Origin of the sequence: Enterococcus sp. 3C7_DIV0644 (assembly GCF_002141235.1) — a bacterium.
Lineage (GTDB): Bacteria > Bacillota > Bacilli > Lactobacillales > Enterococcaceae > Enterococcus_D > Enterococcus_D entomosocium.
In genome coordinates, this window is record NZ_NGLK01000001.1 from 2,640,819 (window position 1) to 2,662,166 (window position 21,348).

General features: G+C 41.9%; 21 protein-coding genes. 19 read left to right on the forward strand and 2 right to left on the reverse strand.

Annotated features, from left to right (window positions below; all coding sequences use genetic code 11):
* Positions 1-24 precede the first annotated feature (24 nt).
* The 9 genes from A5877_RS12485 (at position 25) to A5877_RS17210 (ending at position 9,523) form a co-directional block, all read left to right on the forward strand.
* Positions 25-690 carry an SIS domain-containing protein gene (locus A5877_RS12485; RefSeq protein WP_005237461.1) on the forward strand — a complete coding sequence of 222 codons (666 nt, stop codon included), beginning with the start codon at positions 25-27 and terminating at the stop codon, positions 688-690.
* Positions 687-1,592 carry a 4-hydroxy-tetrahydrodipicolinate synthase gene (gene dapA, locus A5877_RS12490; RefSeq protein ID WP_086299155.1) on the forward strand — a complete coding sequence of 302 codons (906 nt, stop codon included), beginning with the start codon at positions 687-689 and terminating at the stop codon, positions 1,590-1,592. The genes A5877_RS12485 and dapA overlap by 4 nt, the downstream gene beginning before the upstream one ends.
* A 23-nt stretch (positions 1,593-1,615) precedes the next feature.
* Positions 1,616-3,718: a BglG family transcription antiterminator gene (locus A5877_RS12495; RefSeq protein WP_016611965.1), complete on the forward strand. Its 2,103-nt coding sequence runs from the start codon at positions 1,616-1,618 to the stop codon at positions 3,716-3,718.
* Between the two features lie 436 nt (positions 3,719-4,154).
* On the forward strand, positions 4,155-5,444 hold the full coding sequence (locus A5877_RS12500; protein ID WP_086299156.1) for a CapA family protein: 1,290 nt from the start codon (positions 4,155-4,157) through the stop codon (positions 5,442-5,444).
* 233 nt (positions 5,445-5,677) lie between these two features.
* A complete protein-coding gene (locus tag A5877_RS12505) occupies positions 5,678-6,292 on the forward strand; it encodes a hypothetical protein (protein ID WP_005237455.1) in 615 nt (204 codons plus the stop codon).
* Between the two features lie 280 nt (positions 6,293-6,572).
* On the forward strand, positions 6,573-7,229 hold the full coding sequence (locus tag A5877_RS12510) for an HAD family hydrolase (protein ID WP_176273466.1): 657 nt from the start codon (positions 6,573-6,575) through the stop codon (positions 7,227-7,229).
* A gap of 535 nt (positions 7,230-7,764) precedes the next feature.
* Positions 7,765-8,148 (forward strand): hypothetical protein, encoded by a 384-nt coding sequence (locus A5877_RS12515; RefSeq protein ID WP_016611968.1) that lies wholly within the window; start codon positions 7,765-7,767, stop codon positions 8,146-8,148.
* 250 nt (positions 8,149-8,398) lie between these two features.
* Positions 8,399-9,241 (forward strand): Cof-type HAD-IIB family hydrolase, encoded by an 843-nt coding sequence (locus tag A5877_RS12520; RefSeq protein ID WP_086299158.1) that lies wholly within the window; start codon positions 8,399-8,401, stop codon positions 9,239-9,241.
* 117 nt (positions 9,242-9,358) lie between these two features.
* A complete protein-coding gene (locus A5877_RS17210) occupies positions 9,359-9,523 on the forward strand; it encodes a hypothetical protein (protein ID WP_008377119.1) in 165 nt (54 codons plus the stop codon).
* A gap of 157 nt (positions 9,524-9,680) precedes the next feature.
* Here the strand turns inward: A5877_RS17210 and A5877_RS12525 are convergent, their stop codons facing one another.
* Positions 9,681-10,319 carry a CPBP family glutamic-type intramembrane protease gene (locus A5877_RS12525; protein WP_016611971.1) on the reverse strand — a complete coding sequence of 213 codons (639 nt, stop codon included), beginning with the start codon at positions 10,317-10,319 and terminating at the stop codon, positions 9,681-9,683.
* A 511-nt stretch (positions 10,320-10,830) separates the two neighbouring features.
* Between A5877_RS12525 and hisG the strand changes: the two genes are divergently transcribed.
* The 8 genes from hisG (at position 10,831) to hisIE (ending at position 18,144) form a co-directional block, all read left to right on the forward strand.
* Positions 10,831-12,390 (forward strand): ATP phosphoribosyltransferase, encoded by a 1,560-nt coding sequence (gene hisG, locus A5877_RS12530; RefSeq protein ID WP_086299159.1) that lies wholly within the window; start codon positions 10,831-10,833, stop codon positions 12,388-12,390.
* The gene (hisD, locus tag A5877_RS12535) at positions 12,387-13,667 is read left to right on the forward strand and encodes a histidinol dehydrogenase (RefSeq protein ID WP_086316932.1); all 1,281 of its coding nucleotides are present in this window, start codon (positions 12,387-12,389) and stop codon (positions 13,665-13,667) included. Before hisG ends, hisD begins: the two co-directional genes overlap by 4 nt.
* Positions 13,664-14,722, forward strand: a complete 1,059-nt coding sequence (gene hisC / locus A5877_RS12540) for a histidinol-phosphate transaminase (protein ID WP_086316933.1) — start codon at positions 13,664-13,666, stop codon at positions 14,720-14,722. The genes hisD and hisC overlap by 4 nt, the downstream gene beginning before the upstream one ends.
* Positions 14,719-15,312 carry an imidazoleglycerol-phosphate dehydratase HisB gene (gene hisB / locus A5877_RS12545; RefSeq protein WP_005225202.1) on the forward strand — a complete coding sequence of 198 codons (594 nt, stop codon included), beginning with the start codon at positions 14,719-14,721 and terminating at the stop codon, positions 15,310-15,312. Before hisC ends, hisB begins: the two co-directional genes overlap by 4 nt.
* A gap of 66 nt (positions 15,313-15,378) precedes the next feature.
* Positions 15,379-16,002, forward strand: coding sequence for an imidazole glycerol phosphate synthase subunit HisH (gene hisH / locus A5877_RS12550; protein ID WP_086316934.1), 624 nt, complete (start codon positions 15,379-15,381; stop codon positions 16,000-16,002).
* Positions 15,999-16,718, forward strand: a complete 720-nt coding sequence (hisA, locus tag A5877_RS12555; protein WP_086316935.1) for a 1-(5-phosphoribosyl)-5-[(5-phosphoribosylamino)methylideneamino]imidazole-4-carboxamide isomerase — start codon at positions 15,999-16,001, stop codon at positions 16,716-16,718. Before hisH ends, hisA begins: the two co-directional genes overlap by 4 nt.
* Entirely contained in the window at positions 16,715-17,473 is a 759-nt protein-coding gene (gene hisF, locus A5877_RS12560) for an imidazole glycerol phosphate synthase subunit HisF (RefSeq protein WP_086316936.1), read from the forward strand. The genes hisA and hisF overlap by 4 nt, the downstream gene beginning before the upstream one ends.
* Before the next feature lie 38 nt (positions 17,474-17,511).
* Entirely contained in the window at positions 17,512-18,144 is a 633-nt protein-coding gene (hisIE, locus tag A5877_RS12565) for a bifunctional phosphoribosyl-AMP cyclohydrolase/phosphoribosyl-ATP diphosphatase HisIE (RefSeq protein WP_086316937.1), read from the forward strand.
* 131 nt (positions 18,145-18,275) lie between these two features.
* On the opposite strand, the gene A5877_RS12570 is transcribed toward hisIE, so the two are convergent.
* Complete coding sequence (locus tag A5877_RS12570) at positions 18,276-18,725, reverse strand: DUF305 domain-containing protein (RefSeq protein ID WP_005237438.1); 450 nt, start codon at positions 18,723-18,725, stop codon at positions 18,276-18,278.
* A 258-nt stretch (positions 18,726-18,983) separates the two neighbouring features.
* On the opposite strand from A5877_RS12570, the gene A5877_RS12575 reads away from it, so the two are divergent.
* Both A5877_RS12575 and A5877_RS12580 read left to right on the forward strand, forming a co-directional pair.
* Positions 18,984-19,457, forward strand: coding sequence for a DUF1456 family protein (locus A5877_RS12575; RefSeq protein WP_086316938.1), 474 nt, complete (start codon positions 18,984-18,986; stop codon positions 19,455-19,457).
* Positions 19,458-19,846: 389 nt separating this feature from the next.
* Positions 19,847-21,348, forward strand: a 1,502-nt coding sequence (locus A5877_RS12580) for a MucBP domain-containing protein (RefSeq protein WP_176273468.1), incomplete at its 3' end; no start/stop codon positions are given.

Here is a 21,348-nt window from a genome sequence, read left to right on the forward strand (position 1 = left end):
ACAGTATGATTAGCAAGGAGAAAGGTGGATACAATTTCTCCTTGCTATAAGGAAGGAAAATCTGTATTGAATGAAAAAAACGTTTTGTTTGAATATAGTACGAATTTAAAAGCCCAAAGCGATGCTCAATTTTATCGGCTTGAAGAAGAAGAAGTCTATCAACAGATGGTGAAGGCCAAAGAACTTATTCTCCATGCAGAAAAAAATCATAAGCGTGTTCATGTAACAGGCGTGGGAAAATGTTCCTATGTAGCAGGCTATGCAGCTTCACTTTTCTCATCTGTCGGCACGCCAACCTATTTTTTAGACACAACCGAAACTGTGCACGGATCGGCAGGACAAGTCGTGGCTGGCGATGTAGTGATTGCGATAAGTAATAGTGGGAACACCAAAGAATTAGAATATGCACTTGCTGCCTTAAAAGCCAATGGCGCTGTAATTTTAGCGGTAACAGGAAATGAAGATTCTTCCCTAGCTTCCTGTGCTGAAGTCACATTGTCTTCTTATGTTTCCCAAGAAGGGGACTCATTGAATAAACCGCCACGTTCCTCTGTGATCGCCCAAATGATCCAGCTGCAGGTTCTGTCGGTGTTGCTGCAAGAAGCAAAAGAAATCAATTTAGAAGATTACCTTAAATGGCATCCAGGGGGAAGCTTAGGAGCAACGACAAAAAAGGAGCTTACGCAATGAAAATCAGAGGAATTATACCAGCAATGGTCACACCATTAAATGAGAACGGCATCAATGAAGAGGGCACCAGAAAGCTTGTAAGGCATTTGATTGCTGGTGGTGTCCACGGGTTGTTTATTTTAGGAACCAATGGCGAATTTCATACCTTAAGCAAAGAAGAGAAAATCCAGTTTGCAAAAATCGTTGTCGATGAAGTATCGGGCAGAGTACCAGTATTTGCAGGTGCCGGAGATATCGCAACGAATAAAGTGATTGAGTTAGTAAATGAGTTTGCAAAAATCGGCGTTGATGCTGCTTCCATCATTACGCCGTATCTTTTGAAATATACCGATGAGGAGTTGATCCATCACTACCGAATGATTGCTGAGCAAACGACACTACCAATCATTTTGTACAATATTCCGCCAAATACTAGAAATTTCATCAATCGTCATGTTTTCTCGGAATTACTCAAAATTGATTCGATCATTGGGATAAAAGATTCAAGCGGTGATCTAGAAAACTTCAAGGGCTATCTTGAATTAAATCATCGAGAGGATTTCTCTTTGCTGATGGGAAGCGACTCTAAGATTTTAGAAGCATTACAGTTAGGAGCAGATGGCTCTGTGGCTTCAACCGCAAATGTTTTGACGAAAACAGATGTGGCGATCTATGAACAATTTGTAGCTGGAAACATAGAACAAGCGCGGCAAGAACAAGCAAGTATTGATGATTTTAGAGAAGCCTGCAAATGCTCAACGATTCCGTCTGGGCTGAAATACTGTTTGCGGGCAATCGGACAGGATGTTGGGTTACCGAAACTGCCTGTTCTAGATCTTACGAAAGAAGAAAAGCAGCAGGTAGATCAAGTGCTTCAAAAATATGTACAAGCGGAAGGATTTACATTGAAAGTAGAACAGTAGGCTGCAGAAATGGGGGAACATTGATGGTAAAAATTGACTATAGGACGAGAAAGATGATGATGGCTCTGATTGAAAAACCGACCATCAGTTACGATTATCTTCAGCGGAATTATTCTATGAACCGCACTCAAATAGAGTATACCATTGATAAAATCAACCAGTTTCTATCTGCCCAAAAACTACCACTTAGCGTGAATAAGGAAAGTGTGATTCGACTGCCTGAAAAAAGCAAGGAATATTTGTTGGAGTCATTTTTACGTGAGCGTATGTTTAAGTATTATGAGATGAGTTCAAAAGAACGAGGAAAATATATCTTTTTGACGCTCTTTTACTACGAGAAAGACTATCTGTCGGTCAACCATTTTTTAGATGCGTTAAAAATCGGCAAAACAACCTTTATGAGTGATCTGCGCAAATTACAAGCGGAATTACATGGGTACGATATTTCAATCAGTTATTCAAGAAAAGAGGGGTATCACTTAGCAGGTGATGAACTGATGATTCGTTACGCTTTATTTCGAATGATTTTGGAAGATGTGACTAGCAAGGATGATGATTTTATTTACCGTTACTTTATTCATAACGAACGAATACAATTGGCGGATGAGCAGGACACCTATCTTTCTCTTCTTTTAGAAAAACATGCGATAGAGTTAGTTGAAAATAGGTTGATTGAATTGAACTATATCCTTATTTTTTTATACCCAAGAATGGGCTTGAATGAATTTGATCTAAAGCCCTTTTCTAATGATCATGAGTTAGTAAAAATGAAGGAGTACCGCTTTGCTGAAGAAATTTTAGAAAACGCAGGGGTGATGAATAGTATAGAAAAGAACTATCTCTGTGGGTGGGTCCTGGGAATGGCATTAGGGAATGAAAAGGAATGGCTTCAAGGAAATTTGGTCATCATTGACTTGGTAGAAAGAATCGTCGAGCGATTTGAATTGCTTTCAGGTATTCGTTTCAAGGATAAACACTCTGTCATCAAGCAATTATATAGTCATTTTCGACCGACCTATTTCCGAATGCTGTTTCGATTACCGATCATCAATCCTATGCAGGAGAAAATTTTTGAAAAATATAATGACCTTTATCAGATCGTAAAAGAAACCTTGAGACCAATCAGTGATAGCTTTGATTCAAAGCTTCCAGATGAAGAAGTAGCCTTTTTAACAATGCACTTTGCGCTTTTGATCAGGAATTCTGAAGAATATATGGTGCAACAAAAAGTGGGGGTCGTTGTTTGCCCAAATGGTATTGGAAGCTCAGCAATCATTTACAATGAATTAAAGGAAATCTTTCCCTCTTTTATCTTATTGGGACCGATTGAAACAAGCGAACTGCATTCATTTGATCAGTCTTACGATATCATTTTTACGACAAAACCCAACTTTCAACTTTATCCGTTAAAAAAACCGATTTTTGTAGTAAACCCGATCATGTCTTACGAGGAACGAACCCAGTTGTTTTTAGATGTCAAATTCGAAACCAGTACAAGTATAAAGCCCAATACTGTTACGATCGACGGCTTGATGCAAGTTATTCAACAATATTCAACGGTTACCAGCGAGTCAGCTCTGCGGCATCATTTAGAGAAATTTGTACAAGAGACCTGCTCGCCAACGGCATCTATCATGTCTCAAAAAGAAAAAAAGACAAAAGAACCTGCAATGCTGTTGGATATGATGCGTCCAGAATTGATACAATTAAACAAAAAAGCCAGAACGTGGGAAGAGGCCTTTTATCTCGCAGCCAATCCATTGATTGAAAGAAAGATCATCACTAGAAATTACATCGATTCGATCATTCAACAAACCAGATCAGAAGGTGCTTATATGGTGATAGTCGATCAAGTTGCCTTACCGCATACGGTTCCTGAAGCAGGTGCAAAAAAACTTGGCATGGGATTGACAACGTTAGAATCTGAAGTATATGTCTTAGGAACGATTCCTGTAAAGTACATCTTTACTCTTTCTGCGTTAGACAGCAAGCAGCATCTAAATGCGATGACTCAGTTTATTACCCTTATTGAATCCAAAGACTTTTTTCGAGAATTAGAAAAACATGAATGTCCGGAAACAGTTTATCACTGGTTTGCAGAGATTTTACGTACTGCTGTTGTATAAATTTTTTCGAAAAAACTGTAAGTATTATAGAATAAAGCATATACTCTTTGGTCTTTATTGAGAGAAGCGTGCGAAGGGGAGTAATTTGCTTTCATCGTTTGCTGCTGTTCATCCGAAAGCGAGGGATGTCATCCAGAACTGTTAACAGCCGAAGGATTATCTAATGATACTAATTTATGCCGTTTGAGGTTAGTCCAGTTCTACAAGAAAGATTCATTCGGAAATCAGCTACCATAGAAGTGGAGAAACAGTTCGATCACGATCGGGCTGTTTTTTTATTCTTTAAAAAACGATCTATTAAAGGGATCTTAAATATAGTATAATTATTTAATGAAAAGATATTATTTAGTGGGATTTGTAGGAAAGGGAGCAGGGAACCTAGTTAGAACGTAAACGAAGATAGGCTTTTGATAAAGCAGAGTGAAAGGGTGAGGGCATGAGACAACAACGAAGACGGGAGCGTCAGAAACGCCAGCGGATCATTGCTGGGTTAAGTGTAGCATTATTGGCGATCACATTCGGAGTGATTTATCTAGTGATTCAAGCGACAAGCATCCCCGAACAGCGTCTTACAGCAGAATCGACAAAACCGACTAAGCCAATGCAAGAATCAAGTAGTTCTACCGAAACAAAGCCAGAAGTAAAAACCATCACAGTGACAGCTAGTGGCGATATGCTTTATCATACACCTGTTTATTTAAGCGCTTACGATGGAAAGCGTTATGATTTTGACAATGATTTTGAGCAAGTCAAACCGTTAATTGCATCGGCGGATCTTGCTCTGGGTGATTTTGAAGGAACCATCAATCCTAATAAACCGCTTGGCGGTTTTCCCTTATTCAACGCGCCTATCGATGCCGTTGCCAGCATCAAAGATGCGGGCTTTGATGTGATCGATCTTGCTCATAATCATATCTTAGATACGGGAATCGAAGGAGTCAAAACAACGGCGGCTGCTTTTCACGATCAAGGGTTGGCAACGATTGGTGTCACGGTCGACAATAGTGGAATTTTGGTCAAAGAAGTCAACGGGATCAAAGTTGCTCTCTTGGCCTATGCCTATGGCTTCAATGGACTTGAAGAAAGCTTAACTCAAGCAGAGTATGACACCTATTTGAAAGACTTGTCCCTCGATAAAGTGGAAGCAGAGATCAAAGAAGCGGAAACCTTGGCGGATATCACCATCGTGATGCCTCAGTCTGGTGTCGAGTATTCTTTAGAACCAACGGAAGAACAACAAACTGTTTATCGGAAGATGATCGATTTTGGTGCTGATATTATTTTCGGCGGCCATCCGCATGTAGCAGAACCAACCGAAATCATCGAAAAGGACGGTGAAAAGAAATTTATCATTTATTCAATGGGGAACTTATTGTCGAATCAACGTTATGAAACCGTCAATAACAACTATTGGACCGAACGCGGCGTCATTCCAGAAGTTGAGATCACCAAACAGGGAGCTCGGACCTATTTAAGTAAGATTGCCTTACATCCAACTTGGGTCTCCAAAGAGCCGATCCCTGATCGTACCTATTATGATCCAGAATACGGCGTCTTGCAGGCCTTTGATTTTCAAGTTTACTTGGCCGAAGATTATCTACCGGATGGACAATACGCCAAACGTGTTACTGAAGAAAAACGGCAGCGCATAGAAACCGCCTACCATGAAATGCTGGAGCTGTTAGATTTGAAGTGGGAGCAGCAAAAAGAAAATCAAATTGACTAATAAGGCAACCTGACCAACAGGTTGCTTTTTTATTAGCTTTCGAGAAAACGAATCATGAAACGAATGGCGCTCCTTCCAACAAAACATGACAGTAGACTATCATTTATGAACAAAAAATGACACCTCAAACTGATAAAAATAAGTAATAATGTCAACATAAAGCATTCAGAAATGAGTCGGAAAGGATTCAGTAGATGATTTCTGAATAAAAGGGAAAGAAAGCAGGATGTGTCATGAGAATTATTATACTGACGAAAAATATATCATATGAGATTGATTTGCAGCGGGAGTTACAGATTTTGAGTCATGAAGTGTTCGTAGGGAAAAATACAGAAGAGGCGGAATGGTTGATAGAAAGCGCCAAATTATTTGACTGCTTATTTGTCAGTGAAACGATTGCAGATCCAGAATTTTTATTGATCAATCAGGCGTTGGCTCCTTATTATCAAAAACGAATCGTCCGTATCTTGCCAGGGAATATTGAACAAGAAGGTAGGATGGAAAAAGCTGAAAATGCCACGTACCTGAATCGCTCTTTTGTCGAGCTGAGAGAATTTTTGGCTGCACTACCACCAATTAGTCGTAAGTTAGAAAAAGCATCCGTCACGAAAGAATCCTTTCCTAAATTTCTTAGTCTGCAAGAACAGATCTTTTTTAACAATTTAGGAGAAGAGCAATTTATTAACCGAGAAGACCTGTGTTGGAAAATTTGGGGAAATGGTGGAACAAACTCGAGAAAATCTCAGTTGTCAATATTAGCGAAACGAATCAATGAAAAATTAGATGAATACGACTACACTGAAAAACGGGTTCGTACCGCTTGGGGCAAAGGCTATATCTTACAATAAAAAGAAAATTGTGTGATCAAAAGAGCATCGAAGCCTTATTTCTCACGAATAGACCTCTTTGTAGCTTCGACTGCTTTTCAGGTAGAAACGACTCTGTTTTCAAATTGAGTCGTTTTTTATATAAAAATATTAGTATTAAATAAATGATGGTATCGAAAATTATGATAATGCTTTTTTTTAGTGTTAAAATAGAGATAATCAGTAATGAAAAGGAATACTACAGGATTTAAAAAGCACTTTGGAGAAACGTGCTGTAGTATCTTTCAGAGGAGGAAATGTCGTGAAGAAGATTGAGTGTGTGATATTTGATTTAGACGGAACCCTATTAGATTCGAGAGAATGCAGCATCAAGGCGACAAAAGCAGCTTTTACAGAGATGGGACTCAAAGTACCGAGTGAGGTAGTCATTGAACATTACATGGGGATACCGATCGAAGAATCGTTTTTTAAAATGTCAGAACAGCCATTGGATCAAGAAACAGCAACGGAACTGATTCGGGTTTTTCGTACCTATTATCAAACATACGAGGAAAGTACCTTGAACGTATTTCCTGAAATTCCCCATGTCCTAGAAATCTTAATGAAACGAAAGGTTCCTTGTTTCGTGGTTTCAAGTAAGAAGACAGCGGTCGTCAAACGAAATTTGGCTGCTCAGAACCTGGTGGCGTTCTTTGAAGAAATCATCGGCTCAGATGCGGTGTCCCACTACAAGCCTCATCCAGAAGGAATCAATAAAGTAGTAACTCAGTATCAGTTTGATCCGACAAGGACGATCATGGTAGGAGATGCTATTTTTGATATCCAGATGGGCAAAGCAGCCGGTGTCAAAACCATCGCTGTTACCTGGGGCAGCCACGATGCGAAAAAACTTTCCGCTGACAAACCAGATGCTTTGGCAGAAGCGCCGCAGGATATTTTAGATTATATCTATGCTTGATCTATTTTTACTGATACAGTTTAAAAATCATTTCTATTTTTGATCTGTAGCGTGAAAAATAGAATGGACTGAACGTCTTCTTCCAGCAGTATATTTGAGGTTTCGACCAATGATCGATAGATTCGATTATTGGTTTTTTTGTTGGTATGGATATGGGGCGTCTATTTACATGAAGCAACAATTTTAGCTATCTGTTGATTTTTATGGATATTATAGTCATTTTCTTGTCATTAGAGACGATCTAGTTGCATTCGGGCACTACTTTTTAGCAGAAGGGAACGGGGCCGCCTCTTTTTCACTCTTATTTCTTTTATTTAATAAAAAGTAATTATAAGAGAATCTGAAAGGGAAACTATAATAGGCGTAACTGATTTTCTTAATGTGTCTGCATTGGTAAGAGCTAAAGACCCAATCATTTTTAGTGGTTTTTGGACAGCTAAGCTTCAATTAAAAAACCTATCGGAAGAAAATCAAAGCGAGCAGAAGGGATAGCGCTACTTTCACCAAAAAAACATAGATGTAAAGGAGTAAGGATATGATATCAGAAAATATCAAGGAACCGAAAGACTATTTGTGTTATTCAAAAGAAGTGTTGCTAAGTGTAGGGGTATTGACTGATTACCCAAAAATCTTTCATTATTATCAAGAACTCTGTGATGAATTTGAGCACATTTACTATGATCAATCAAAGAGTTTATTTGTTCAGCTCAAAGCACTTCTAGCAATAGATGCGCAGATTCAAATTTTACTGGAACTTTTTGAAAATAGTAGAACAAACCTATGCAAAGAGTTTTGTATGGATGAGCATGAAATTATTTGTATGATCAAAAATGATAAAAAATCTTATTATCGCGAGCTTACAGGTCAAAAAAACAATCAAGTACCAAAATGGAGTTTAATTTATTTAAGTGAGGAGTAAGCATATTTTAGGATAATTCAACCATCTCAAGAAAGAACACATGGAGCAATAACGCGATGAACACGGGAGTAGAGGAATAGAAAGAGCGATCATAATAACAGAATCCCATCTTATGATCTAGTAAAATAGTCTAGCGCACTTCCCTTGTGATTTGTTATACTAATTCTAAGGAGCTGATCTTGACACCTTGTGTTCGGCAAGTACGTTCATGTGAGCGCTTTATTGATTGAGTGAGAAAAGAGGGAATGATTTGACGAAAAAAATTGTCTTTTTAGATGTAGATGGAACATTATGTGATGATGCTGGAAATGTACCAGAAAGTGCACGCCAAGCGATCACAGCGGCGCATAAGAAAGGCCATGAATTTTTCTTATGTACCGGTCGTTCAAAGGCCGAAATTACAGAAGACGTGTTGGCACTGCCCCTAAGTGGGATGATTGGTGCCGGCGGCGGTTATTGTGAGGTGCATAATGAGGTGATTTTGCACAAAGTTTTTGAAAAAGAAGCTTTATTAAGATTGATTGATTTCTTAAAAGAAAACCAAATCGAGTATTACTTGGAATCGAACCAAGGTTTATTTGCAAGTACCAATCTAAGAAATCGTTTGCTGGAGATCGTCTTAGCAGGTGAGTCTGTTGAAAGTAAAGCAGGAAAACAACGCGTTCAAACTATTCAGTGGTTCCTTGATTTACTGATTGAGGACGAAGCGAAAATCGATTACGATGACGTGAACAAAGTTTCCTTTATCAATCATTCCATTCCTTATGAACGGGTCCATGACCAATACCACGAACAATTCCAAATGATTCGCAGTACGGTACCTGTTTTTGGCAAAGATAGCGGCGAGATCGGCATCAAGAATATCCACAAGAAAACAGCCATCGATTTTCTCTTGAACCATTTAGGGATCGATAACAAAGATACCTTGGCGTTTGGTGACGGCCATAATGATGTCGAAATGTTTGAAGCTGTTGCGACGGGAATTGCAATGGGCAATGCCTGTGAACAGCTATTGGCAGTAGCTGACGAGGTGACGGCTCGACCAGAAGACGGCGGGATTGCGCAAGCGCTCCAAAAGCACGGCCTCGTGTAACTACTAAGAAGCAGATGTCTGCACAATCCTTTTGTTTCCTGGAGGAATTGATCAGGAGTTGAGCGATGTTGGTAAACTGATCGGTAAAACCAACGATTGACAAGGAGGCTGAGTTGAATGAAGGAAACAACCTTTTTTTGTTATCTTGAACAAGCATTGAAAAATCTGAAGGCGACAGAAGCCTTGCGCTTCAACATCGAAGGCGAAGTCAAACGGCTGATGAAGGTGTACAGTGAGGCAGAAATTTGTGAGAAAGTAAAAGAGGGTACCTTTAAAAAGTAAGACCATTTTCTTATGAAACGCAGCGAATAGAACAAACACCCAACCTTGTGAAAGGCACAAAAGCGATCAATGCGTCCTTTCAAGGAGGGGCACACAAGTAACTATTTGTTGTATCAAAAAAGACTGATTCCAATTGAATCAGTCTTTTTCTTTCTTCTCAAGCAGTCAGATAAGCCACTAAAATAGCAAACAGGTCGAACAAGACATGTGTGCCCCAACTAGTCAGGATCGAGTTGCTCTTGATAGCAGCTTGGTTAAATAGCAAGCGCGCCACTCCTTGAATGAAAAGAATATGGATCAAGGTATGGAAAACATTGCCGTTGTCATAAGTGCTGTAATGAACCAAGCCAAAGATGATCGCGGAAAGGATGCTGGCAATTGGCAAGGTACATTTACTAGAAAAGATCGCTAAAAAGAAGATAGAAAAGAGTTCTTCTCCAAGTAACATGATTGGAATAACTAGCAGAGTCAACCATTGAAAGCCTTCGTTCACTGGATTTCCGTGAAGATCCCATTTTAGTCCATATTGCAAAACGAGAGAAACGAGGAAGCTGATCAGGATGTTTAAAAGAACATACTTGCTGATCGTCTTCACTGGCGCGATGGGTTTTCCAAAGAGCTGCTTGACTGCCTCATTACCGTAAACCAGCCGTAATGCCAAATAGCTGGCAATCGATAATGAGAAGATGCTGACGATGGCAGGGGCATACAAAAGACCGACCAAACCGATACCTGCGAGGACTGTTCCTAGTAAAGCGTTGTTCCATGAGATTTGTTTTCCTATAAGTTTGTTCATTTACTTTTCTCTCCTTATTAAGCTATAGAGCATGTACTATTTAGCTGTTTTCTCTGATTCTTCTGAGTGTGCTTTTTGTGCCGCAATATAAGCGATAAGTACAACAATGAACGTTTTGGGTGATTGTCATATCATCGCTTCATTTGCGCCAATTCTTTGTACGGTACAAAGGATAGAGTAATCGATAACGAGTTTCTGAAACAAGATGGTCGTATATTTCGGACTTTTTTATGGTTGTGCAACTAAGTGATGGAGGATGCACAAGTACTAAGTTACTTCATTAAGAAAGGAAAACTGACTTCCAGTTTCGATGGAATAATCGTCAACAAAGAAACGACATCGCTATGTTCTCTTGAAATCGACTAAAATTCCAGAATATTTCGAAAAATACCATTGCTTATTTATGGCAAAACCATTAGTATTATTAGAAAAACTGATGGTGAATCGATGATAAAGCGAGCCTTTAACAGTGAGAAAGCCGGATCAGTGGCATGAAATAGGAGTGATAAGTGTGGAAGAGTTATGGAATGTATTGAAACCAGCCGAACAAGTCGAACTGAAATTAAGAAAATTGTATACGCAGCATCATTTTTCACCTTATCACTCGAACAACTTTGAAGAGTATCGCAACTATCAGCAAAATGATCAGTTTTTGCGTGGTTCTTCCATCATCACGTTTACAGGCACGGATGGCAGGACGATGGCTCTAAAACCCGATGTTACCTTGTCGATTGCCAAAAATACACCGTCTGGAGAGGCGCGTAGAGTGTATTATGTGGAAGATGTCTATCGACAGGATCGTCAAGCTGGGGAATACCAAAAAATCGATCAAATCGGTTTGGAGCTCATTGACCAAATCACGTGGGAAGATCAACTGGAGGTTGTAAAACTGGCGTGGGAAAGTTTGGCTCAGGTGGGAAAAGGGACCTTGGATCTGTCCCATATGGGGATTTTGGATGGCATCTGCCAACGCTTCCCCGAAGCGGATCGACAAAAGGTATTGCACTGCCTGCGGGACAAGAGTTCTCATGGCATGGATGCACTGACTGAAAAAGCTGGCTTGTCAGCAACAGAAGCTGAAAAATTAGCGAAACTGGTACGTTTGTCAGGTGATTTTGAAACCAAGTATCAAAAAGCCAAAGAACTGCTGGCAGAATATCCCCAAGCTCAAGCTGGTTTAGCAGAACTGAACCAACTGTATCAAGCATTGCAAAAAGAACAACTGTCATCCTCCATTCGAATAAGGTTAGATTTTTCGATTTTAAATGATGCCGATTATTACAGTGGTTTGCTGTTTCAAGGATTTATCGAAGAAGCAAGAGAGACAATTTTATATGGCGGCCGTTATGATCGCTTGATGAGTCGGCAAGGCAAAGCGCAAGGAGCGATCGGATTTGGCATGAAGCTCAATCATGTGGGGCAAAAGTTGCCGACTGACAACGAAAGTTCAGCCTATTTGAACATTGCGCTGCCAAAAGGCCGCATGGGGGATGCCGTATATGATTTGTTCACGAAAGCCGGAGTCGCTGCGCAAGGCGTCTTCAAAGACAATCGCCAACTAATTTTTTGTGATGAAGAAAACAAGCTGCGCTTTTTCTTAGTCAAGCCTAGCGATGTAGCAATCTATGTGGAGCACGGAGTGGCGGATATCGGTGTCGTAGGCAAAGATATTTTAATGGAAAGCAAGGCGGAAGTCATCGAATTTCTTGATTTGCATATGGGGGTCTGCCGTTTGGCCGTAGCGGCGCGTAAGGATTTCGAGGAAGATTTCTCCCGACCGCTGCGGGTCTCTACAAAATATCCGCAGATCACCCGCCAGTTTTATCAAGGTTTAGGTCGCTCAGTGGAATTGATCCAACTGCATGGATCGATTGAATTGGCCCCTTTATTAGGTCTCTCCGATGTGATCGTTGACATCGTCGAAACGGGGACGACACTAAAAGAAAATGATTTAGAAGTGATCCAAGACATCGCGCCGTCTTCAGCGCGCTTAGTGATCAACCACGCCACGTGGCGTTTCAAGCAAGAACGCATTCAAACAGTGATTGAGAAGGTGAGGGAGCAATTATGAGAATTTTTTCGACCCAAAAAGATACGATCGAAACGATTGTGGCAAGGAAACAGTCGGAAACGAAAGATGTTTCAACCATTGTCGCCCAAATCATTGCCCGTGTTCAGCAGCAAGGAGATCAGGGGTTGTTTCAATTAATTGAGGAAATCGATCAAGTGACCTTGTCTTCCTTAACCGTCAGTCCAGGGGAGATAGACGCGGCTGTCCATGCCGTCTCACCCGAGCTGCTTAATGTGATGGAACAGGCGAAAGAAAACATTTTGGCATTTCATCAAAAACAAGTCCAGCAAGGCTTTGTCTTAACGAAGGAAAATGGCGTTGTGATGGGACAGCGGGTCTTACCATTAGCAAAAGTCGGGGTCTATGTTCCTGGCGGCACAGCAGCTTATCCAAGTACGGTTTTGATGGATGTCCTGCCGGCAAAAATCGCCGGGGTCAAAAAAATCGTTATGATCACACCGACGGACAGTCAGGGAAAAGTTCCGGCTGCTATTTTAGCGGCAGCTTCCGTTGCCGGAGTGGATGAAATCTACAAAGTCGGTGGTGCTCATGGCGTAGCGGCATTGGCTTATGGAACAGAAACTATTCCCAAAGTCGACAAAATCGTCGGACCGGGAAATATTTATGTCGCCACAGCGAAAAAAATGGTGTACGGCGAAGTTGATATCGATATGATCGCAGGGCCCAGCGATGTGCTGATCCTCGCTGATGCCAGCGCAAATCCTCGCTGGCTGGCGGCGGATCTTTTGGCACAAGCCGAGCATGATCCCTTAGCGCAAGCCATCTTAGTCACAACAGAAGCAGTTTTGATTGAAGAAGTACAAGCCGAGCTTGACTTGCAGCTGAAGCAACTGCCCCGTAAAGACATTGCTGCTGCGGCGCTTGAATCTAGCGGAAAGCTGATTCTGGTCAAAGATTTGACCGAAGCACTTACCATTGCCAATCAAATTGCTCCAGAACACCTTGAATTAGCGGTGGCTGATCCTTTTGCATTATTGGGACAAGTAGAAAATGCGGGTAGCGTCTTTTTAGGTCACCATACACCGGAAGTACTGGGAGATTATTTTGCTGGACCAAACCATACCCTACCGACAGAAGGGACGGCTCGTTTCTATTCGCCGTTATCAGTGGATGATTTTATTAAGAAAAGCAGTTATTTGTATTACCCAGAGGCAGCCATGAAAGCAGCTGGTCCAGCTGTAGCGTTGTTCGCGGAAACCGAAGACTTGATCGGCCATGCCCGTTCGATCAATGTACGAAGAGAGGGAGAAAAATGACCTTTTTACATCAAAAGTATCACAAGCTGACTCCTTATACACCGGGGGAACAAGTAGATGAGCAAGTCATTATTAAACTGAACACCAATGAAAGTCCTTATCCGCCAGCGCCAAGTGTTCAAGCAGCGGTTGCTGATGCCGCCCAAAAGCTGAATCGTTACTCGGATATTGCTGCTGAAGTGGTGACAAACCCTCTGGCTGCCTATCTTGGCGTTACACCAGCCCAACTGTTTCTCGGTAATGGCAGTGACGAAGTCTTGTCCTACCTCTTTCAAGGCTTCACGGAAAACGGCATCGCCTTTCCCGATGTGACCTACGGGTTTTATCAAGTGTATAGTGCCTTGTACCAAGTCGCTGCCACCGTTGTTCCGCTGCAAGAAGATTTCTCGATCGCGTTAACGGACTACGATTCACTCAAAGGGACCGTCATTTTTGCCAATCCCAATGCCCCGACTGGGGTTTATCAAGAACAAAGCGAAATCTGTGCCTTTCTAAAACGGCATCCCGATCGCTTAGTGATAGTCGATGAGGCCTATATCGATTTTGGCGGCTCTTCAATGGTTTCTTTGATCGATCAATACCCAAATCTCTTGGTTGTGGGGACGTTTTCGAAATCTCGGCAGCTGGCAGGAGCACGCTTAGGCTTTGCGGTTGCCAATGAAGGACTGATCCAAGACTTGAATCGGTTGAAATTTAGCTTGAATCCGTACAATGTCAATAGTTTGACCCAATCCGCTGGTGCAGCCGTTTTGCAGGAACAAGCGTATGTCGATGAGAAAATCCAAGCCACAATCCACGTGCGTGAGTGGAGCAAGCAAGCCCTAGCGAAATTCGGCTTTGAGCAGACCGACAGCCAAGGGAATTTTTTGTTTGCAAGGCACCCTGCGATTGCCGGTGAAGAGTTGTATCAGGCACTGAAAGAGCAGAAAATCTTCGTCCGCTGGTTCAATCAGCCCCGCATCAAAGAGTATTTACGAATTACGGTAGGAACGAAGGCCCAGATGGAACGACTGATGACGGTGCTAACAACGATCATAGAAGAGGTGAAGGAATGAGAAAAGCAGAAGTTACCCGCAATACGACGGAAACCAAGATCCACCTGCAGTTGACGATCGATGGTACTGGTCAGCAATCAATCAAGACTGGTGTGGGTTTTTTAGACCACATGCTGGAATTATTTGTCCGCCACGGTCGCTTTGATTTGACGTTGGTTTGTGATGGCGATACAGAAGTGGATGCCCATCACACAACAGAAGACGTTGCCATCGCCATTGGCCGAGCGTTTTCAGAAAGTCTTGGGGAGCGACGAGGCATCAAACGCTATGGTAGTATGCTGCTGCCGATGGACGAAGCCTTAGTTATGACAGCGATCGATATTAGCGGTCGCGGCATGGCAGTCGTAGAGTTGGCGATACCGAGTGAAAAAATCGGGCAGCAGTTTGATACGGAGTTGGTTGAAGAATTCTTCATTGCTTTTGCCCGTGAATTAGGTGCTACGATTCATCTCCATCAAATCGCTGGCAAAAACAGCCACCACATTGTGGAAGCTTGCTTTAAAGGGTTTGGGCGTGCTTTAGGTGAAGCGGTGGCGATCAATCAAGCAGCCCCAGATGAGATCCCTTCAACCAAAGGGACGATTCAGTGATTCATGAGGGGGAAAATGATTACGTATCTTCCACACAGAGGGATGAGATAAGGAAAGGGGCGTATTATGTTAGCAATCATCGACTATGGGGTCGGCAATTTGTTCAGCTTGTCTCGTTCGCTGGACTTCTTGGGTGTTGAGTGCCGAATCACGCGTTCACTAGCAGAATTAAAAGCTGCCGACCGCATTCTTTTACCCGGCGTAGGCGCTTTTGGCGATGCCCGCCAAAAGTTAGCAGAGTTGTCGCTGATCGAACCGATCCAAGAATTGGCAGCAGCTGGCAAACCCTTTTTAGGCATTTGTTTAGGGATGCAGCTGTTGTTTGATAGCAGTGAGGAGTTTGGCACACATGCGGGGCTCGGTTTGATTCCAGGACGGATCGTTTCCATGCAATGCGCCTTTGAAGAAGCCAAACTGAATCTGAAAGTGCCGCAGATTGGTTGGAATCGTTTGACTGTCAGAAAAGAAAGTCCCCTCGTCAGCGGGCTAGGGGAACAAGACTTTGTCTACTATGTCCACAGTTATTTTGCTACTGATTGCCAAGAGTATGTCGTGGCAGACAGTGACTATGGTCTAGCAATTCCCGGTATCGTGCAAAAAGACAATGTCTTCGGCACTCAGTTTCACCCAGAAAAAAGCGGGGCAGTCGGGTTGAAGATTTTAAAAGCATTTACGGAGGTGCCGCTATGAAAATTTTTCCAGCAATCGATCTGTTAGATCAAAAAGTGGTCCGTTTGTACCAAGGAGACTATGAGCAAAAAGAAGTGTTTGGGGATGATCCAGTGGTATTTGCTCGTTCATTTGAAGAAGCGGGTGCCAACTATCTGCACCTCGTCGACTTAGATGGTGCCAAAGCCGGCAAACTCCATTACTTTGATATCGCAAAAAACATCGTCCAGCAGACCAATCTGTTTGTCGAAGTTGGCGGCGGGATTCGTGAGGAAGAAACGATCCAGCATTGTTTGGCAGCAGGTGTTCATCGGGTGATCCTCGGCACGATTGCCCAGAAAGACCCAGTATTCACAAAAGCGATGCTCAAGAAATACGGCAATAAGATCGCCATTGGAGTCGATGCCAAGGAAGAAAAAGTGGCAGTGGAAGGCTGGCTCGAGAAAACGGCAACAGACGCGTTTACTTTTTGCCAACAATTGGTGGCATGGGGAGCGCAAACGATCATCTTTACCGAAATCTCCCGTGACGGTACAGGAGAAGGCATCAATCTGCCCTTATACGAAAAACTCAATCAATTGGATTGCGACATCGTGGCTTCTGGCGGCGTGGCTTCATTGGCAGATATCAAAGGATTAAAACAGTTGGGAATCTCTGGTGTGATCGTCGGGAAATCCTTATATAACGGCAGTCTCCAATTGGCCGATGTCTTAGCAGCAGGGGAGGAAAGGTCATGATCGCCAAACGAATCATTCCTTGCCTTGATGTGCGAGATGGGCGAGTCGTGAAAGGGGTCAACTTTGCTGGCTTAAAAGATGTCAATGATCCGGTGACTTTGGCGCGTTTTTACAATGAACAAGGCGCCGATGAGCTGGTTTTTTATGACATTACTGCTTCTGCAGAAGAACGCGGCTTATTCACGGACATTTTGCAGCGCGTGGCGTCAGAAGTGTTTATTCCTTTGACGGTGGGGGGCGGCATCAATCAAGTAGCAGATTTTGAGCGAGTCTTAAACTGTGGCGCCGACAAAGTCAGCGTCAATTCGGGAGCGCTTCGCCGACCAGAGCTGATCGCAGAAGGCGCGAAACGCTATGGCAGCCAGTGCGTTGTTTTATCCGTTGATGTTCGCCGTGTCGGTGAGAACTGGCATGTGTTTGCCAAAGGCGGACGGGAAGATACAGGCTTAGAAGCATTGGCGTGGATTCACCAAGCTGAGCAGTTAGGTGCTGGTGAACTAGTCATCAACAGCATGGATACCGATGGCGTGAAGCAGGGGTTTGATCTCGACTTGCTGAAAGCTGTCAGCGAAATCACCAAATTACCGATCGTCGCATCCGGTGGTGCTGGCAAAAGTGCCGATTTTATCGAGCTGTTTCAATTGCCAAATATTGAAGCAGGGTTGGCAGCCTCGATTTTTCACTATGGCGAGGTAAAAATCCCAGAGCTAAAAAAACAATTACAGGCCGTCGATATTCCCGTACGAACCGTATAGCGTTGGCGTTTTGACAGGCAATAGAAGGAGTGGATAACATGGTGCAAGTACGATTTGATAAACAAGGATTGGTTCCAGTGATCGTGCAAGATGTGGAAACGAATGAAGTTTTGACCTTGGCTTATATGAACCAAGAAAGTTTGACCTTGACCTTGAAGGACCGATTGATGACCTTTTATTCCCGCAGTCGCCAAGAATTGTGGCGCAAAGGAGAAACTAGCGGCAATTACCAGCATTTAGTATCATTGACCGCAGATTGCGATCAAGATGCCTTAGTCGCCAAAGTAAAAAAAGACGGACCTGCTTGCCATACAGGCACAGAAAGCTGCTTTACAGAGGTGCTTTATGGTACAAAATCCTCTCCAACCATCGATGCGTTGTATGAGCTGATAAAAGGTCGTAAAGGTACGCCACAAGAAGGCAGCTATACCAGCTACTTGTTTGAAAAAGGCAGTGAAAAAATCTTAAAAAAAATCGGCGAGGAAGCAACCGAGGTCGTAATTGGGGCGATGAAGGAAGACCGTCAAGAAACCGTTTATGAGATTGCTGATTTGGCGTATCATACATTGGTTTTAATGGCAGAAATGGGGATTGATTTAGCGGCTATTCGCCAAGAGCTTGCCAAGCGTCATGTTGTGGATAAGAAAGTCAAACAAGAGCGGATGCAATAACGGTCAGGATTTTTCAGTAGAAAGAAAGTAGCTGACGATAAAAAAGAAGCCCTTCAGCTATTGCTTGAAGGGCTTCTCATCCGTGAGGAAAAAGTTGATCTGCTGGTTCTTTAAGTGAGCACATAAAATTGCTATTTGTTTTCTAACTCTTCGATCAATTCTTTCATTTCTTTGATTTCTTTTTCCTGTGCGTCGATGATTTTTTCTGCAAGTTCTTTTACTCTTGGATCAGACAAATCGGCATTTTTACTGGTTAGAATCGCAATCGAATGATGGGGAATCATGGCTTTCATCCAGGCTGTATCTCCCACGGCAGTTTGGCTTCTGACCATAAAAAGTGAACTAAAAAAGAGTGCAACACTGACAACTAGAATGCCGATATTCATTTTCTTGTTGTCATACATCTTCCACATAAACAATAGCATGATGATCGCCATCATCGCGCCCATCATAAGTGCCATAAACAGGCGGGTTTGGCTGAAAAAAATATGATCGAGGGCATAGACATTGAAATACATCATACAAAACATAATCACCGTCGATACCCCAATCATTACCAAAAATTTCCCATACTTCTTCATTTCTTTCCTCTCCTTTTTGTATACAAAATAAAAACAATAAAGCAATCCAAAACATCATCGTAATAGATGCTTTTTTTTGTTTATTGTTTTGTTAGAATAAATTTACTCCCTAAATCAAGTATAGCGGAGGAAGTAGAATGAGAGAAGCGATATACATTTGAACGAAAACAATGGGTTCTTAGAGTAAAAAAGCGAAAACGGGATTACTCGTCTAGGTTTATTTGTTATAATCAATCTAAGAAATGGATGGTGTATAGAATGAATCACAATGATCGCTTGACGCGTTTACGCTATGCTTTGGATATCAAAGATACTGACATGGTGAAAATTTTTGAACTTGGCGGCGCTTCTTTCACGAAAGAAGAAGTAAGACAATTATTGAAGAAAAAAGACCCTGAGACCTACGAGATTGAGTGTACCAATGAAGCCTTTGAGCGTTTCTTAAATGGTTTGATTCGCTCGCAACGAGGAACAAAGTCAGATGCTGCAGAACCTGTCTTAGAGTTGAACAATGGCAATGTGAATAATTTGATGCTGAAGAAAATAAAAATCGCCCTTTCCCTAACAACGGATGAAATGCTGAACATTTTCGAGCAAGCGGGAGTTATGGTTTCAAAAGGTGAACTGGGCGCCATTTTACGCAAAGAAGGCCATCGCAATTACAAGCCATGCTTAGACAAATATGCCCGCAACTTTTTAAAAGGATTGACGATCGAGTATCGGGATAACTAGTAAAAATCAATAATAGACTGAACTTACAATGGGGCGCCTAAAGAGATGCATGTTATGTGTCTCTTTTTATGTGTGTAAAAATAACAATTTAAATCAGTGATTGTAGCGCTGACCGAGTCCAAGCTTGGAGCATGAAGAAGCAGGTTAAGTGAACGATCTGATTGCTTGAATAACCTGTTCGCTGAAACCTGACAAGTTTGGTCATTTCTGATACAAATGTTGACGTGTTCAGAATGATGAACCATGCAATACTATCAAAATGAACAGGAGCATCCTGTGTCTAAAAGTTGTAATTAACAAGTCATCACCATCATCAGAATGCGAAGTTTGTAGATAGGTGAAAGATAGGAAAGCGTATCGTATTTAAACGAATATAAAAGGAGAATGTTATGAAAAGGAAATTTTGGGGCTATTTGTCATTGGCGATCTTGTTAAGTCAGCCTGTGTTGGCACCTCTGACACAAGTTATGGCTGAGGAACAGGAAACCATTCCATCAAACAAGGAAATAACGACACTAGGAACATTAGAAAAAGTGGAGGAGACTACTGAAACAGTCGCTTCTTCTCGTATAGAAGAAGAAATCAACGGGGACACCACAAGTAACTCAGAATCGCAAGAAGTGTTTAATGATGATGAGAAAAATGGCTCGACGGAAAGTACAGAAAAAAAACTACCTGATTCAAGTGAAGACACAGCTAGCTTGGCAACCGAATCGTCAGCAGAAATGAAAGAGGCATTCTCTGATCGCAGCGTTTCATTGGACGCTTGGATGCCGGATAAGAATTTGCAAAATGAGGTAGCGAAAGGGCTAAACAAAACAGTTGATACAATCACTCAAGAAGATATGGCGAATCTAAAACAGCTAGATTTTTCTTCTTTAGTCAAAGACACAGTAGTCGATTTTACTGGCTTAGAATACGCTAGCAACTTACAAGCGTTATATACGACGTCTATTATTGCTGCGAATGTTCCCAAAATCACTATGGCGGAAAATGCAACTTTGTTTACCCGTCCTAATGTACTAGCACAAATTCTTCCAAAAGGATCTTTTTCAAATATCCACATAGGAAATTATGATGCCTATTTGACAGCCCAAGAATTAATTGGGGTTGGTCAATATCTTAGTGGGTGGGTTACAGATTATCTGACGGTCTATGCAAGTAGCATGACGGATTTTTCTAAGTTAGAGCTATCTGCAGAACACCATCAAAATTCCCAACTATCTATTATGACTCAGGAGAAAATACTATTAGAGTCAATGTTAGTAAAAGACGGCCAATCTGATGTTCTTTATAAAGACCATATGATGGTTGATACCCAAGGAAATGCGTTGCTCTCTTCTTTGTCCAACAAAAAGTATTCTTATTCGATTCGGGGGATAGATAAAAATGGCTATATCTTTCCCTTATATGAAAATGATGGGTTTGAACTTACTGAAGAAGGGATTCAATTTAAAAATATTCCCGCCAATGTTGATTATTTATCAATCACTTCTCTTGTTCCTAATCGTTTATCCACCGAGAGAGCTGCTAGTACAGGTACCATTCAATATTTAGTGAATTATCAACTACCTGTGAAGTATGTGAATACTGCAGAAGATGTGACCGTCAAGTATGTTGATGAAAATAAAAAGACATTGTTACCAGACGTCACTTTATCAGGGGTTGTTGGTGAACCGTATACGACACAAGAAGAGCCGATTGCTGGCTATACATTGAAAGAAATCCAAGGGGATAAAACAGGTACTTTCAGTGATACCTCGCAAGAAGTCGTTTATGTATACAAACGCAGTGATGCTGCACCAGTGACGGTAAAATACGAAGATACAGAAGGTAATCAGTTAGCCGAACCAACGATTCTGAACGGCAAAGTAGGTTTGCCGTATGAGAG